The following is a 17,145-nucleotide window of genomic DNA, read 5'->3' as shown; positions in this document are numbered from 1 at the left end:
TGAGCCTCTCCCTTAAGAAGTGATGCTAAAGATTACTTACCGTATACGTCGTAGTTGAAGTATTTAGCAGCGATATCTTGGTAGATGCCTTTTTCACGTAGTGAAAGGATTGCAGCATCTAATTGCTTAGTCAGATCTTTGTCTTGCTTACGTAGAGCAATACCAAAACCTTCACCGAACCACTTAGGATCAGTTAGTGATGGACCAACAAACTCGTAGTCTTCACCACCCGCTTTGTTTAGTACGCCTTCTTCTAACGCAGATGCATCACCCAGAACAGCAGCAACACGGCCGTTAGCTAGATCAAGGTAAGCTTCGTCGAATGAACCGTAACGAACGATTTCTACTGTGTCGCCGTAGTTATCTGTTAGGTACTTGTCGTGAGTTGTTGCACGTTGAACGGCAATTTTTTGACCACTGAGATCATCAAAGTTAAGGCCTGCACCTTTTTTAGCGATGAACTTATTTGGGATAAGTGCGTATTTACCAGTAAAGTCGATTTTTTTCTTACGTTCTTCTGTAATCGACATTGCCGCGATGATCGCATCATATTTACGAGCAAGCAGAGAAGGAATAATACCATCCCAATCTTGTGCAACGATCTTACACTTCACCTGCATTTCAGTACAAAGCGCGTTAGCCATATCGACATCGAAGCCTTTCAGCGAACCGTCAGCTTCTGTCCAGCTAAATGGAGGGTAAGCACCTTCAATACCGAAACGTACTGTTTTCCATTCTTTTGCTTGAGCTACGCCCGTTGCAGCAGTTGCAGCAAGTGCCGCGACTAATAACCACTTTTTCATATCCCTACTCCTGTGATTTAGGTTTTTATGTTTTGCTAATTTTAATATTGTGTTTGTTGTTACTTATTAACTTACTTATTGTGTTTCATTGTTAACGCTGTCGCCATTTACCTTAGCAACAGCATTTCAATTCTGATTAGTAAATCGATGAGATAAATTGTTGTAATCGCTCAGATTCAGGCTCAGTAAACAGTTTAGCTGGATCGCCCTGTTCTTCCACCAAGCCTTGATGTAAGAACATCACATGATTTGATACGTCACGAGCAAAAGCCATTTCATGTGTTACCACAAGCATGGTTCTTCCTTCTTCTGCTAGATCGCGCATTACACCAAGTACTTCCCCTACTAACTCAGGATCAAGTGCCGATGTTGGTTCATCAAATAGCATTACTTCAGGATCAACCGCTAACGCTCTTGCAATCGCAGCACGCTGTTGCTGTCCGCCAGATAAATGACCCGGGTAGTAATCTTTGCGTTCATATAGTCCTACTTTCTTCAGTAGCAGCTCAGCATTTTCAATCGCTTGTGCTTTAGGTACACCTAAGACGTGAACAGGCGCTTCGATAACATTTTCGAGAACGGTCAGATGAGACCACAGGTTGAAACCCTGAAAAACCATCGCCAGACGAGAACGGATTCGCTGTACTTGTTTTTCATTGGCAGGAACAGAAACACCTTGGCGGTTGTTTTTCATTTGAATTAATTCGCCATTAACCCAAATCTCGCCAGCGGTAGGTGTCTCTAAAAGGTTGATACATCTAAGGAAAGTACTTTTACCCGATCCTGAAGATCCGATAATCGAAACCACATCGCCTTTATGCGCAGAAAGTGAAATTCCCTTTAAAACTTCATTTTGACCAAACGTTTTGTGTAAATCCTTTATGTCCAGCGCTGGTACATCTTTCATGCGCTTTCTCTCCCAAGTTTGTGAAAATGCAAGGTACTCCGACCTTTTCATGCGATACAAACTAGCACCACACGAAACAACATGCAACAAATTATTAACCTAATAATTGAGAATAAATAGCGATTAACTCTGACTTATTATGCAATGAATAGCGTTTTAGTCTCAATTTAATGAATGAAATGTATCAACAAGCTGTAATTGCGACTCTGACATTGTTTAAATAAAGTTAATCAAAATGAGATTCTCGTAGCTTGATGCCTCACAAGAAAAACACGTTTTGTGAACTTAAAAACTGCGCTGCCGACAAAGTCTAACACCCGCAGTAGTACACCAAACTCACTCTACGAGAACGTTATTTGAAGGCCATTGAGTGGTTGAAACTTCATCGGCAACTAAGAGACCAGTTACTAATAGTGAAACCACTCAGTAAGTAAGAGGTATCCGGCTGATGCTATGTAAAGCAAGACATGAAGAAGATAGCTAACGTCAATTTGTGAAAACTAATTACACAATTCATCAACGGTACGTTAATGAATCGCTTCGTTTTGTAGCTTTCTTTCACATAAACTCATAAAGTGATCAAGATCAATCACCCTAAAGGGTAAGCTTGTTAGACTCAGCAGCAAAGAATAAGGCATTAAAAATGCCAAACATTTCTTTTAACTTAGCTGCATAAAGCACATCAAAATCGTGCAACATAATATTAATAAGTTATAACTAAGAAATAACGCAATTACGCGAAATTTTATAATTCAATTTTAGAATTACTAACATAAAAATATGAGGAATCTATGTCAGACGTTGTGAATAATGCGAACTCTGAAGTAGAAGAGAAAAGCTATAAAGAGCTACACCGCCCTGCTTCTGAATTTGAGAGCCGCTCAGATTACTTAGATCACGAACTTCAAATCATGAAGCCTCGTCGTTTTGGCCTAAACCTTCCAGGCCGTGATTTCCGTTTTGAACTTGAAGATCTTGTTCCTGCACTTGCTGGTACCATCGGTATCATCGCGATGTACTCTGCAGTAATGATGTCTTGGGCTGATGGCCTAACTCAAGCTTGGGATCACGTAAACCTAGGTAAAGACTTCGCGATTGAAGTTGCTCGTGTAGAAATGCTGATTCCTGCACTGCTGTTCTGTATCCTTGCTTCTGGTTTCTTCAACCCTAAAGCAAACCTTGCCGGTAACCACGGCCCAATGATTCCTCTTATTGGTACCATCGCTCTCGCTGGTGCTCACCCTCTTGCATTGGCAATCCTTATCGGTGTCTTCGGTCTAATCCTAAGTTTCCTAAAAGGCGGCTCCAAGCTGGTTAACCTGACTTCGGAAGGTACCGCTGGTGGCTTGCTCATTTTCTTAGGCCTAACAGGTACCATGAGCCAAATTAACTCGATTCAAGCATGGGCGGTTGGTCTTCAATCTTCTACGGTTGAAGCGGGTAGCATGGGTTACGTTGGTTTAATCGTTCTTGCTATTACTATTGCTATCTATGCTTTCTTAGCAAAAGTGAACAAGCGTTGGTTAGCTATCCCAGTTTGTGCATTCACAGGCCTTGCTATTGCATTAGCATTGGGTGCTGGTTTCGATATCGTGTTCGAAACTGAAATGGGTATTCCAAATCTAAATCCAGTTTACTGGTGGGGTTCTACTTCTGAAGGTTGGATGCTTGGCTTGCCAAACGTTGAACACTTCATTGCATCGCTACCATTTGCAATTCTTGCAGTAGCTATGTGGTCTCCTGACTTCCTAGGTCACCGTATCTTCCAAGAACTTAACTACCCTAAGAAATCTGAAAAAGTACTTATGGACGTAGATGACACAATGACTATGTGTTCAATTCGCCAAATGGTGGGTACTGCAGTTGGTGGTGGTAACATCACATCTTCTTGGGGTACTTACATGATCCCAGCTGCAATCGCGAAACGTCCAATTCCTGGCGGCGCAATCTTGCTTGGTTCTCTATGTATTATTGTTGCGATTCTTGGTTTCCCAATGGACGTTGCAGTATGGCCACCAGTGATGCGTGTAGCGCTACTTGTAGGTGTATCTCTGCCTCTACTTGAAGCGGGTATGCAAATGGTTAAGGATTCAAAAGATTCTCAAGCAGCTGGTATCTGTATCTTCGGCTCAGCGGTTGTTAACCCAGTACTAGCATGGGCACTGACTATGCTTCTTGATAACAACGGTCTAATTGGTGATAAAGAGCGTGCGAAGCGTCTATCATTTGTAGACAAGATTGTTATCCCAGTTGGCGTTTTAGTTATCTGTCTAGTAGCAATGCTTGCAGTTGGTATGCTAGAAAGTCAATATGGCCTAAAAGCTTGGCTATAATGGTTCTTACTATACAAAAGTAGTATTGGGATTAAAAAAAAGTTTGGGTGGCAACCCCTGTCACTCAAATTTTTTCAACTTTTTTTGGTATTTATTGATTTAGTTTAAGGTTTGCAGGAATTTTTTAGCGTAGTCTTGAATACATAGAGTAAAGACAACATATAAAAGGTAGTGACAATATATATAACCATATGAATCTAATATGCTCATATATATTGTTATTAATAAGAGTGTACTACCCTTTCGAGGGGCGCTGGCTCAACAGTGTTAATGTACGTATTTTTTCTACTAAAAAGGTAGGTATGTCATGGCAGAGCAATTTGCTAAAGCTTGGGAAGATTTTGCTGCAGGTGAGTGGCAAAGCGAAGTAAACGTTCGTGATTTCATTCAAAAGAACTACACGCCGTATGAAGGCGACGAGTCTTTCCTAGTTTCTGAGGGTACTGAAGCAACTAACAAGCTTTGGTCTTCGGTAATGGAAGGTATCAAACAGGAAAACGCAACTAAAGCACCTGTAGATTTCGATACTTCTGTTATCTCTACCATTACTGCTCACGATGCAGGTTACATTGAGAAAGATCTTGAGACTATCGTTGGTCTACAAACTGAGAAGCCACTAAAACGTGCAATCATCCCTAACGGTGGTGTACGTATGGTTGAAGGTTCTTGTAAAGCATACGGTGAAACTCTTGACCCAATGGTTTCAAAAATCTACTCAGAATACCGCAAAACACACAATGCTGGCGTTTTCGATATCTACACTCCTGATATCCTAAAATGTCGTAAGTCTGGTGTTCTGACTGGTCTTCCTGATGCTTACGGCCGTGGTCGTATCATTGGTGACTACCGTCGTGTTGCACTTTACGGTATCAACTTCCTAATGAAAGACAAAGCTGCTCAATTCGCTTCTTTACAAGAGCGTTTCGAGAACGGCGAAGATCTTGCTGCAACAATGCAATTGCGTGAAGAGATCTCTGAGCAACATCGTGCTCTAGGTCAAATCAAGCAAATGGCTGAGAAATACGGTTTCGATATCTCTGAGCCAGCTCAAACTGCTCAAGAAGCTATTCAGTGGACTTACTTCGGCTACCTAGCTGCTGTTAAATCTCAAAACGGTGCTGCAATGTCTCTAGGTCGTACTTCGACTTTCCTAGACATCTACATCGAGCGTGATATCGCTGCTGGCAAAATCACAGAAGACCAAGCACAAGAGATGATCGACCACTTCGTAATGAAGCTGCGTATGGTTCGTTTCCTACGTACTCCTGAGTACGATGAACTATTCTCTGGCGACCCAATCTGGGCTACAGAGTCTATGGGTGGTATGGGTGTTGATGGTCGTACGCTAGTAACGCGTTCGAACTTCCGTTTCCTTAACTCTCTATACACTATGGGTCCTTCTCCAGAGCCAAACATCACTGTTCTTTGGTCTGAACAACTACCTGACGGCTTCAAGCGTTTCTGTGCGAAGGTATCTATCGATACTTCTTCTATCCAGTACGAAAATGATGACCTAATGCGTCCTGACCTTGGTTCTGATGATTACGCAATCGCTTGTTGTGTATCACCAATGATCGTTGGTAAGCAAATGCAGTTCTTCGGCGCTCGTGCTAACCTTGCAAAAACTATGCTTTACGCAATCAACGGCGGCGTTGATGAGAAGCTTAAAATGCAAGTTGGCCCTGTTGGCGACAAGATCACTGACGAAGTACTTAACTACGATGACGTAATGGGTCGCCTAGACACATTCATGGATTGGTTAGCTAAGCAATACGTAACAGCTCTAAACAGCATTCACTTCATGCACGACAAGTACAGCTACGAAGCGTCTCTAATGGCTCTTCATGACCGTGACGTTCGTCGTACTATGGCTTGTGGTATCGCTGGTCTATCTGTTGCCGCTGACTCACTGTCTGCAATCAAATTCGCGACTGTTAAACCAATCCGCGACGAAGATGGCATTGCAACTGACTTCGAAATCGAAGGCGATTACCCTAAATACGGTAACAACGACTCTCGTGTAGATGATATCGCTTGTGAACTAGTTTCTACGTTCATGAACAAGATCCGTAAGCTTAAGACTTACCGTGATTCAATCCCTACACAGTCAGTTCTTACTATCACGTCTAACGTGGTATACGGTAAGAAAACAGGTAACACTCCAGACGGTCGTCGTGCTGGTGCTCCTTTCGCTCCAGGTGCTAACCCAATGCACGGTCGTGATGAGAAAGGCGCTGTAGCTTCACTAACGTCTGTAGGTAAACTACCGTTTGCTGATGCTCAAGATGGTATCTCTTACACTTTCTCTATCGTGCCAAACGCGCTAGGTAAAGAAGAAGATAGCCAACGAGCTAACCTTGCAGGCCTAATGGATGGTTACTTCCACCACGAAGCTGGCATTGAAGGTGGTCAACACCTGAACGTGAACGTTCTTAACCGCGAAACTCTTGAAGACGCAGTTAAGCACCCTGAGAAATACCCTCAGCTAACGATTCGTGTTTCTGGTTACGCTGTACGCTTTAACTCTCTGACTACAGAGCAACAAGCTGACGTAATCGCACGTACATTTACTGAGTCTCTATAAGCTCACGCTCAATAGACAGTAAAACTATTAGCCTCGCCAATGTGCGGGGCTTTTTTATATCTACCCTAAATCTCATCAATACCCCCTCCCCTAAGAAAGATTAGATTGGCCACAAAAAGCGCACCCGCATTCACTTTTTTTCTACAAACCCACTCAAACTACGGTACTATTTCTGTTCATCATTTTTGAGTAACCGCAACATGAAATACCTCCGTTGTTTATCACTGATTCTCCTTTCTTGTTCATCACTGGCATCTGAACGCTCTACGTTAACTTTTGCGTTAGACAACGATGGTATATTTGGTGTCGACCAAGACTATACCAACGGTTTATTTCTGGGTTACACATCATCAAGTATTACGCCATACGATTGGGTAAAACCATTAAGTCTTTCTTTCTGGGGCGCAAGCTCTATGGATAAGTGGGAAATCACCATTGGTCACAAGATGTATACGCCTTCTGACATTGAATTAGAAAAGCCATCAGCCAATGATCGTCCATACGCAGGTTACCTACATACAGAATTCAACTACATCAGCTTGAACCCACAACAAGCCCAGCGTTTTAACGTCACGTTTGGTACTACAGGCGAGCGCGCTCTTTCCGAAGACGCGCAAAAGCTAGTTCATTCAATCACTAAATCAGACGAACCTATGGGTTGGAAGTATCAAGTTGATGATGAGTACGCTGGTAGCATTGGTTACTTAAGTCATTTCAACCTAATGCGTCATCAAGCATTAGCGAATACTGACTTCGAGATATCTAACGTATCAGAGATCAACGTTGGTAATTTTAGAAGCGACATTTCTACTGGATTTATGTTCCGTTGGGGTACTGACTTGGGCGGCAACTTTGGCGCAGCGAACATCAGCACAGAAAACCCATTCAAAGCAGGCATGATAGGCGCATCAAACACAGGTTGGTTTACTTACGCTGGCCTTGAAGGGCGTTACCGATTTAATGACCTGACTGTCGAAGGGGATCGCTCCGGTGTTAATGATTACTCAAAGAAAAATGACCAAGATCCCGCGATCTACGATGTGACCTTAGAGAACATTCAAGCAACAGCTGTACTGGGTGTTGCTTGGTATAATCAATACGTTGGTGCATCTTTCGCTCTTACAGCAAAAACACCCGATTACAAAGAAGCAACAAAGTCAGTGTACGGTACAGGTGGCATCACTATGTTTGCTTTCTTCTAGCCATAAAAAAGGCTTTCACCGCCTGCTTTTCAAGTTAAATAAAGGCCGTCATTTTCACAGGTGATTGCCTTTATTTTTAAAGACCTAGTTACCATTTGACCCTATTTTATGTACCGTTTTTGTAATAAAATAAACGGTATAAATTCCTCTACGAGAATAGCTCATGTCTACAACTGGTCGCATTCACTCATTCGAATCTTGTGGTACTGTCGATGGCCCAGGTATCCGCTTTATTGTGTTTCTTCAAGGCTGCTTAATGCGTTGTATGTACTGCCATAATCGCGATACATGGGATCTTCATGACGGAAAGGAAGTAACGGTCGAAGAAATCATCAACGAAGCAAAATCATACCGTCATTTTATGAAAGCCTCTGGTGGTGGTATCACCTGTTCTGGTGGTGAAGCGATGCTACAACCTGAGTTTGTTCGTGACTTTTTCCGCGCCGCGCAAGCTGAAGGCATCCATACTTGTCTTGATACTAATGGCTATATTCGTAAACACACTGAAGTGGTCGATGAAGTACTGGAAGCCTCTGATCTAGTAATGCTCGATCTTAAACATATGCGAGATGAAATTCACCACGATTTTATTGGTGTATCAAACCGACGTACTCTGGATTTTGCACGCTACCTACACAAAATAGGTAAAAAGACGTGGATTCGTTATGTGATTGTTCCTGGCTACACAGATACACCTGAAGATGCTCACCTTTTAGGTGAATTCATCAAAGACATGGATAATATCGAGAAAGTAGAACTGCTTCCGTATCACAAGCTTGGTGCTCATAAGTGGGAAGCATTAGGACACGACTATCCTCTTGAAGGTACAAACCCGCCAAGCAAAGAAAAAATGGATGAGATTGTTGCTATTCTTAACCAGTACCATTCAAACGTAAAATACTAATACTGGTTAAAGTCCGATTACTGATTAGTAGTACTCATACTGACCACGTTTAACCTCCATTTCAAACGCCTCAATTTCGGTTGGGGCGTTTTCTTTTATGGTTATACCAATCGTAGTAAATAATTAGTCATCCTAGCTGGTTAAAACGCTCAATAACTGCGTTAGAAATTTTGATTGTAGAATAACCACTTATCGAAACTTTCTGCCTTGTTCTCAGCCTTTTTCCTGCGCTATTTATGATCACTTACTTACTGTGATTGGTATTAAAATAATCCTTTCACTTTTCTTTACAACTTTTGTTTATCAATTCAAAAAATCCTATTAAATCCGTGTTGAGATCATGTTTCCACTCTTAGGAATGCTGTTACTCTTACTGCAACAAAAGAATATAACATTTAGTTTTTTAGTGAGGTTTCTCCCATGGAAATGACCAATGCTCAGCGTCTAATTCTATCAAATCAATACTACCTTATGTCTCAAATGGACCCTGAGAACTCGGCTAAATACCAACGTCTACAAACGATTGTAGAACGTGGTTACGAACTCCAAATGCGTGAGCTTAACAAAGAATTTGGTTGTTTAACTGAAGCAGAATGTCGCGAAATTATCGACATTATGGAGATGTACCATGCCATGCAAGAGTCGAATAAAATGCTTGCAGATCAAGAGCGTGCGGAAGTCGACCAACGTCGTCTACAATTCCTAGGTTTCGATATCGCTTCTGAAGCGCAAATCGTACATTACGTGCGTTTCCTTGCTGACTCAGAAGGTCTTTACCCTCAGTTCGACAAAGCTGATCACCACTTCAATAGCCAAATGCCAATGCTAGAAAAATACCGTCGCATGCTAACAACATGGCGTAACTGCCCTCGTCAATACCATCTATGTGCAACAGAGCTATCTCAAATATTTAGTGCTTAATCGTTATGTAAGCGACACAAAATTTCAGCGATAAAAAAGGGTTACTCATCATGAGTAACCCTTTTTTACTTTTCGTATATAACGAGAAAATAAAAGCACCTAGAAGACGTATGCTACGCCAACATTCGCTGCCATATTAATACCGCTTTCAAGTATTGGGCTGTTTTCAATATCACCTTCAAGGTTGGTATATCGAACACCGCCGGTGACTCGAACATTTGGAGTAACATGTAAGTAACCACCTAAGCCGATAAAATATTGGCCATCCCAGTCGGCATCAAATTCATCTAAATTGGTTTTCGCCGCTTCCGATGAACTCACACCATATAAGTGATTGTTCAAACGCTTACTGTTATACGAGTAACCAATAGAAGGTGTAATCGCCCAGCCGTTACGACGAATTGGTAGACGCCATGCGGCTTCTGCATAGATGCCATTATGTCTAAAGCCCAAGTCAGAGCCCGCTGTCGCTTCAAACATACCGACCAATGTAATCACTTGATAGCTTACACCTCCTAACACCGACGCTTTACGCTCGTCTAACTTCTGGATATCAGCATTATCAGAGTCACTTGGTTTTAATGTTCTTGGATCATAAACCGCTCTAAACACAATATTCTGGGGTGAACCTGCAGGTAGCAAGCGATAACCCGCACTGAATCCACGCATGAAAAAATGCTCACCTTCATAACCAATCATGGGGATCACCGTGCGATTTGACGGGGTATCTTTATAGACAGCAGGAGAATAAGAGGCAGCAACGCCCAGTGACCACTGCGATATTTTTGCATGTGTTGCTGTCGAAGCCAGTAATACAGCACTGATAGCTACTATTTTTAACCCGTGATTCTTCACTACATCTACCTATTTATTGAGCAAATTTTGATAACCTCACGCATTATATGGTACTTCATACTAAAAAATCAATAGGGCTCAGTTATACATCTAATACACATAAATCTAGTGTGAGTATTGTTAAGCGACCTAAAATCACAAAACAAACGGTTAGATCCGCTCGAATGTAAAATAATTCGATTCTACACGCCTCAAGTTGCCTATTGCGCTCGTCACGTTTTTCACACGCAAAATTGTAAATAAATACATAATTGTTAAGCAAAATTGTCGAAGCGGGTCTAACCTTAAAATGTAGGGAGAGCCTATTTTTCAATCGCTCGTCAGTTTTGACTGGTTAACAAGGGGAATGTGACTATGAGTATTTTTGACCACTATCAATCACGTTATGAAGCAGCCAAGGAAGAAGAGCTGACATTGCAAGAGTTCTTAGGGCTGTGTAAAGACGATAAAAGTGCTTACGCGAATGCTGCCGAGCGCTTGTTACTAGCCATTGGCGAACCGGAGGTCATTGACACCGCTCAAGACCCCCATCTAAGTCGTATTTTCTCGAACCGTGTCATATCGCGTTACAGCGAGTTTAAAGATTTCTATGGCATGGAAGATGCGATTGAACAGATTGTTTCTTACCTAAAACACGCTGCACAAGGTTTAGAAGAACGTAAACAAATCCTTTACCTACTTGGCCCTGTGGGCGGTGGTAAATCTTCCCTTGCTGAAAAACTCAAAGCCCTGATGCAGAAACTGCCAATCTATGTATTGTCTGCTGACGGTGAACGAAGTCCGGTAAATGATCACCCCTTCTGTCTATTCGATGTAAACGAAGACGGCGATCTTTTGAAGCAAGAGTACGGAATAGAGAAACGCTACATACGCTCTATCATGTCACCTTGGGCAGCGAAACGTCTGCACGATTTTGGCGGTGATATTTCCAAATTCAAAGTCATCAAATTGCGCCCTTCGATTCTCGACCAAGTTGCGATTGCGAAGACAGAGCCTGGTGATGAGAACAACCAAGATATCTCGTCTCTGGTTGGTAAAGTCGATATTCGTAAACTTGAACACTTCTCTCAAGATGATCCTGATGCCTACAGCTACTCTGGTGCACTGTGTAAAGCAAACCAAGGTGTGATGGAGTTCGTAGAGATGTTCAAGGCGCCAATCAAAGTCTTACACCCACTTCTAACAGCAACGCAAGAAGGTAACTTCAACGGTACCGAAGGGCTTTCTGCACTGCCATTTGACGGCATGATTCTGGCTCACTCAAACGAATCCGAGTGGCAGACCTTCCGTAACAACAAAAACAACGAAGCCTTCCTCGACCGTGTGTACATTGTAAAAGTCCCTTACTGTCTGCGCGTCTCTGAAGAAGTTAAGATCTATCAAAAACTGCTTGAGCACAGTGAACTATCCAAAGCCCCTTGTTCGCCAAGCACTCTCGATCTGCTATCGCAATTCAGCATCCTATCGAGACTGAAAGAGCCTGAAAACTCTTCTCTGTTCTCAAAAATGCGAGTTTACGATGGTGAGACTTTAAAAGACACCGATCCAAAAGCGAAGAGTTACCAAGAGTACCGAGATTATGCGGGTGTTGACGAAGGCATGTCTGGGCTATCAACGCGTTTCGCCTTTAAGATCCTGTCTCGTGTGTTTAACTTCGACCAAGCCGAAGTAGCCGCAAACCCAGTGCACCTGTTCTATGTGATTGAACAGCAAATCGAACGTGAGCAGTTCCCTCAAGAGACCGCTGAGAAGTACCTTGAGTTCTTGAAAGGATACTTAGTGCCACGCTACGTTGAGTTCATCGGTAAAGAGATTCAAACAGCTTACCTAGAGTCTTACTCTGAGTACGGTCAGAATATCTTCGACCGCTATGTGACTTACGCTGATTTCTGGATTCAAGACCAAGAGTACCGCGATCCAGAAACAGGCCAGCTATTTGACCGAGCTTCTCTGAATGGTGAACTAGAGAAAATCGAGAAAACAGCCGGTATCAGTAACCCTAAAGACTTCCGAAATGAGATTGTGAACTTTGTACTTCGTGCCAAAGCCAACAATAACGGTCAAAACCCAGTTTGGACAAGCTACGAGAAACTGCGCACTGTGATTGAGAAGAAAATGTTCTCCAACACAGAAGAGCTACTTCCTGTTATTTCGTTCAATGCTAAGACCTCAACGGATGATCAGAAAAAACACGACGACTTCGTTGCTCGTATGATGGAAAAAGGCTACACCGAGAAACAAGTGAGACTGCTATCCGAGTGGTACCTAAGAGTTCGTAAATCCTCATAACCAAACTGTATTGAGCTGTTCAAATGGGCAGCTCGTACAAACCAATAACTTTATACCCTAACGAACGAATAGCTTTAGTAAACCAATAACTCTTGTACCCGAATAAAAAGTAGGATCGCGACATCAGCTGAGAGGGAGTTCTTATGGCACAATTTATCGATCGGAGGCTCAATGGCAAGAATAAGAGTGCTGTGAATAGACAGCGTTTCTTACGACGTCATAAAGAGCAAATCAAAGAATCTGTGGCCGATGCAGTCAACCGACGCTCAATCACCAATACTGAAACCGGTGAAGACGTCACTATTCCCCATAAAGACATCAAAGAGCCAAGCTTTCACCAAGGTCAAGGCGGCGTAAGAGAACGCGTTCACCCTGGTAATGACCAGTTCATCACGGGCGATAAAATTGAACGTCCTAAAGGTGGCGGTCAAGGTGGTGGCGCAGGCCAGGGTGACGCAAGCCCTGATGGCGAAGGCCAAGATGAATTCACTTTCCAAATTTCAAAAGATGAATATCTTGATATTCTCTTTGAAGATTTAGCTCTTCCTAATCTAGAGAAGAATCAGGTCAACAAAATCACCGAATGGAAGACACATCGCTCTGGTTATCAAAGCGCGGGGATTCCTTCCAACATCGCTATCGTTCGTTCACTGCAGCAATCTCTGGCTCGTAGAACCGCGATGACAGCAGGTAAAAAGCGCGAGCTTAACCTACTGATGGAGCAGCTTGACCAAGTTAAAATGACGGAACCAGCACAACCCTTTGAAGAAAGCCGTTTAAAAGAAGAGATTGCCGAGTTACGTAAAAAAATTGAAAGCGTGCCATTTATTGACACCTTCGACCTGCGTTTTAAAAACTACGAGAAGCGCCCTATTCCATCTAGCCAAGCCGTTATGTTCTGCCTAATGGATGTATCTGGCTCAATGGATCAAGCCACCAAAGACATTGCGAAGCGCTTTTATGTCCTTCTGTATCTGTTCCTAAACCGCACCTACGAAAACGTCGATGTTGTGTTTATTCGTCACCATACTCAGGCTAAAGAAGTCGACGAACATGAGTTTTTCTATTCACAAGAAACCGGTGGCACCATCGTTTCCAGTGCACTGAAACTGATGAAGGAAATTGTCGCAGACCGTTATCCTGCTAATGAGTGGAACATCTATGCAGCACAAGCCTCTGATGGAGATAACTGGGCTGATGACTCCCCTCGCTGTAAAGAGCTGCTGGTCAATACGCTATTGCCGATTTGCCAATATTACTCCTACATCGAGATTACGCGCCGTTCACACCAAACACTTTGGCACGAGTACGAGAAGCTAGAAGCGAGCTTCGATAACTTCGCCATGAAGAACATTAAAACGGTGGATGATATTTTTCCTGTGTTTAGAGAACTGTTCCAAAAAGAGACAGCGTAAGGGGGCTAGCCATGACAGCGAAATCAAACGTTGCAGAGAAATCAAACATTGCCGATAGAGACAAAGCGACACAGACGAGAAACGACAAGATGCTGCCTGACGGTCCAGATTGGACATTCAACCTCTTGGAACAATATCACGTAGAAATCAAGCGTGTGGCGCAGCATTACCGTTTAGATACTTACCAGAACCAAATTGAAGTGATTACTTCTGAGCAGATGATGGATGCTTACTCGAGCATCGGTATGCCGATCAATTACAATCACTGGTCATTTGGCAAAAAATTTATTCAAACCGAGCAAAACTACAAGCATGGTCAGATGGGATTGGCGTACGAAATCGTGATCAATTCAGATCCTTGTATCGCATACCTGATGGAAGAAAACACGGTCACGATGCAGGCGCTCGTAATGGCTCATGCTTGTTACGGCCATAACTCTTTCTTTAAGGGCAACTACCTGTTCCAAACCTGGACCGATGCCAGTTCCATCATCGATTACCTATTATTCGCTAAAAAATACATTACCGACTGTGAAGAAAAATACGGTGTTGCCGAAGTCGAACAACTTCTCGACTCTTGTCATGCCCTCATGAATTACGGCGTAGATAGATACAAGCGCCCAGAGAAGATTTCAATCGCAGAAGAAACCGCAAGGCAGGAAGAGCGGGAAGCTTACCTGCAATCTCAAGTCAATGAGCTGTGGAGAACTGTGCCTAAAAATCAAGACAAGGAAAAAGAGACCAAAATCCGCTTTCCTAGCGAACCTCAAGAAAACATTCTCTACTTTATCGAGAAGAACGCACCACTACTTGAACCTTGGCAGCGTGAGTGTGTTCGCATTGTTCGTAAGGTGAGTCAATACTTCTATCCTCAGAAACAAACTCAAGTAATGAATGAGGGCTGGGCAACCTTCTGGCATTACACTATTCTTAACCACCTTTACGACGAAGGCTTGGTGAGTGACAAGTTCATATTAGAATTCCTACACAGCCACACCAGCGTGGTCGCACAACCCGCCTACAATAGCCCTTATTTCAGCGGGATAAACCCTTATGCGCTTGGCTTTGCGATGTTTAGAGACATCCGACGCATCTGTGAAGACCCCACCGATGAAGACAAAGAGTGGTTCCCTGAATTAGCCGGAAGTAATTGGTTAGAAGCGGTGCACTTTGCCATGCACAATTTCAAAGATGAAAGCTTTATCAGCCAATACCTTTCACCAAAAATCATTCGAGACTTTAAACTGTTTTCTGTGCTCGACGACGACCGAAAAAACACCATTGAGATAAGCGCTATTCACGACGATCCGGGCTATCGCTTAATTCGTGAAAAGCTTGCGGCGCAATACAATCTAAGCAACCTTGAACCGAATATTCAGGTGTTTAATGTCGATGTTCGTGGTGATCGCTCGATGACACTGCAGTATGTGCCTCACGGCCGTATCCCGCTTGATAAAGGCTACGACGAAGTGATGAAACATCTCTATCGCTTATGGGGCTTTGATGTGATTTTGGAAGAGATCAAAGACACAGGTCATCGAGAGATTCTGACCACTTGTCCAAAACGCAATGATTATGGAGCCAAGATTTAATACCAATCATCGTAAGTAATTGATTGGTATAAAACTCCGCTCCCCCTACAACATAGTGGTCAAACCCGCTCGGAAGTGGAGCAATAAAAAAGCGCATAAGTCTGATGACTTATGCGCTTTCTTTTTAAGGCTCGAACGTCTTCAATAGACGCTAGGCACGAAACCTAGTACTCAATAAGCTTAAACAATCGGCTTTTGGCCGCGTTCAATCAGCTTCATCAGCACGCTGTCTGCAGATTTACCTGCCACGCCCGCTAGTTTGTCTGACAGCTTTTTCTTCTGTACGTAGTGAATCGCTAGAACCGTCTTGTCCTTACATGCCGCTACGACTAAATCATCTGAAGTACTGATCTCATCCACCAGCCCAAGCTCATGTGCTTGTGTACCAAACCAGTGTTCACCCGTTGCTACTTTTTCAAGATCGAGTGCTGGACGATGGTCACGAATGAAGTCTTTGAATAGGCCATGTGTCTCTTCGAGCTCTTCTTTAAACTTCTCGCGTGCTTTATCGCTGTTCTCACCAAACATAGTAAGTGTGCGTTTGTACTCACCCGCCGTTAGCTGTTCGAACTCAATGTCATGCTTTTTAAGCAATTTATTGAAGTTTGGCAGTTGAGCAATAACACCAATAGAGCCAACAATAGCAAAAGGTGCAGATACAATTTTGTCCGCGATACATGCCATCATGTAACCACCACTCGCGGCTACTTTGTCTACCGAGATAGTCAGGGGTAAGCCTGCTGCTTTGATACGGTCGAGTTGAGAAGACGCCAAACCATAGCCGTGAACCATGCCTCCGCCAGACTCAAGCTTAAGCAATACTTCATCACCTTCACGAGCCACAGCCAACACCGCCGTTACCTCTTCACGTAGAGAAGCCACTTCTTTCGCATCAATGCTGCCATTAAAATCGAGAACGAATAAGTGTGGTTCACGCTTGCTATCAAGCTCACCCTCTTTCGCTGCTTTTTTCACTTCTTTGCCACGTGATTTTACTTTTTCTTTTTCCGCTTTCTTTTCTGCTTTATCACGGGCTTTGATGAAAGCATCATCGTGTAGATGGTGCTCTAATTGTTCAATCGTCTGTTTATGGTGCTCAGATAGGTTCGTGATTTCCAGCTCACCTTTAATCGCGCTTGATTTTCCACCCACCGATTTAGCAATCACTAAAATTGCAATGATGGCGATTACAACGGTCGCAATCTTGGCTAAAAACAAGCCGTAGTCCAACAAAAATTCCAATGTCATATCCCCTAATGTATGAATTAGTGTATTGTAACCATCTTGTCACGATTACCAAGAATTTCTCATCATTCCTGCGTTTATCTGTGTAATTAAAC

At 43.0% G+C, this 17,145-nt stretch carries 12 protein-coding genes; 8 read left to right on the top strand and 4 right to left on the bottom strand.

Annotated features, from left to right (window positions below; translation table 11 throughout):
* Positions 1 to 32: 32 nt before the first annotated feature.
* Positions 33 to 803 carry an ABC transporter substrate-binding protein gene (locus Q5H80_RS04975; RefSeq protein WP_009846319.1) on the bottom strand — a complete coding sequence of 257 codons (771 nt, stop codon included), beginning with the start codon at positions 801 to 803 and terminating at the stop codon, positions 33 to 35.
* A 136-nt stretch (positions 804 to 939) separates the two neighbouring features.
* Positions 940 to 1,710, bottom strand: coding sequence for an ABC transporter ATP-binding protein (locus tag Q5H80_RS04970; RefSeq protein WP_004736532.1), 771 nt, complete (start codon positions 1,708 to 1,710; stop codon positions 940 to 942).
* A gap of 791 nt (positions 1,711 to 2,501) precedes the next feature.
* Between Q5H80_RS04970 and Q5H80_RS04965 the strand changes: the two genes are divergently transcribed.
* The 5 genes from Q5H80_RS04965 (at position 2,502) to Q5H80_RS04945 (ending at position 9,654) form a co-directional block, all read left to right on the top strand.
* A complete protein-coding gene (locus Q5H80_RS04965) occupies positions 2,502 to 4,043 on the top strand; it encodes a DUF3360 family protein (protein WP_304569030.1) in 1,542 nt (513 codons plus the stop codon).
* Positions 4,044 to 4,350: 307 nt separating this feature from the next.
* Entirely contained in the window at positions 4,351 to 6,627 is a 2,277-nt protein-coding gene (gene pflB / locus Q5H80_RS04960) for a formate C-acetyltransferase (protein ID WP_012603590.1), read from the top strand.
* A gap of 200 nt (positions 6,628 to 6,827) precedes the next feature.
* A complete protein-coding gene (locus Q5H80_RS04955; RefSeq protein WP_304569029.1) occupies positions 6,828 to 7,829 on the top strand; it encodes a lipid A deacylase LpxR family protein in 1,002 nt (333 codons plus the stop codon).
* Between the two features lie 163 nt (positions 7,830 to 7,992).
* Complete coding sequence (pflA, locus tag Q5H80_RS04950) at positions 7,993 to 8,733, top strand: pyruvate formate lyase 1-activating protein (RefSeq protein ID WP_304569028.1); 741 nt, start codon at positions 7,993 to 7,995, stop codon at positions 8,731 to 8,733.
* Positions 8,734 to 9,153: 420 nt separating this feature from the next.
* Positions 9,154 to 9,654 carry a YfbU family protein gene (locus tag Q5H80_RS04945; protein ID WP_304569027.1) on the top strand — a complete coding sequence of 167 codons (501 nt, stop codon included), beginning with the start codon at positions 9,154 to 9,156 and terminating at the stop codon, positions 9,652 to 9,654.
* Between the two features lie 99 nt (positions 9,655 to 9,753).
* Here the strand turns inward: Q5H80_RS04945 and Q5H80_RS04940 are convergent, their stop codons facing one another.
* The gene (locus tag Q5H80_RS04940; RefSeq protein ID WP_304569026.1) at positions 9,754 to 10,509 is read right to left on the bottom strand and encodes a MipA/OmpV family protein; all 756 of its coding nucleotides are present in this window, start codon (positions 10,507 to 10,509) and stop codon (positions 9,754 to 9,756) included.
* A gap of 354 nt (positions 10,510 to 10,863) precedes the next feature.
* Between Q5H80_RS04940 and Q5H80_RS04935 the strand changes: the two genes are divergently transcribed.
* The 3 genes from Q5H80_RS04935 to Q5H80_RS04925 all read left to right on the top strand — a co-directional run bounded on the left by Q5H80_RS04935 (position 10,864) and on the right by Q5H80_RS04925 (position 15,805).
* Positions 10,864 to 12,798, top strand: a complete 1,935-nt coding sequence (locus Q5H80_RS04935; protein WP_076679038.1) for a PrkA family serine protein kinase — start codon at positions 10,864 to 10,866, stop codon at positions 12,796 to 12,798.
* 143 nt (positions 12,799 to 12,941) lie between these two features.
* Positions 12,942 to 14,213 carry a YeaH/YhbH family protein gene (locus Q5H80_RS04930; RefSeq protein WP_304569025.1) on the top strand — a complete coding sequence of 424 codons (1,272 nt, stop codon included), beginning with the start codon at positions 12,942 to 12,944 and terminating at the stop codon, positions 14,211 to 14,213.
* A gap of 11 nt (positions 14,214 to 14,224) precedes the next feature.
* Complete coding sequence (locus tag Q5H80_RS04925; RefSeq protein ID WP_304569024.1) at positions 14,225 to 15,805, top strand: SpoVR family protein; 1,581 nt, start codon at positions 14,225 to 14,227, stop codon at positions 15,803 to 15,805.
* 180 nt (positions 15,806 to 15,985) lie between these two features.
* Here the strand turns inward: Q5H80_RS04925 and sohB are convergent, their stop codons facing one another.
* The gene (gene sohB, locus Q5H80_RS04920) at positions 15,986 to 17,047 is read right to left on the bottom strand and encodes a protease SohB (protein WP_009849001.1); all 1,062 of its coding nucleotides are present in this window, start codon (positions 17,045 to 17,047) and stop codon (positions 15,986 to 15,988) included.
* Positions 17,048 to 17,145 lie beyond the last annotated feature (98 nt).

It is taken from the genome of Vibrio sp. SNU_ST1 (genome assembly GCF_030563405.1).
GTDB lineage: Bacteria > Pseudomonadota > Gammaproteobacteria > Enterobacterales > Vibrionaceae > Vibrio.
The sequence above is the reverse complement of the archived record's forward strand: the minus strand, read 5'-3'. Positions and strand labels throughout refer to the sequence as shown.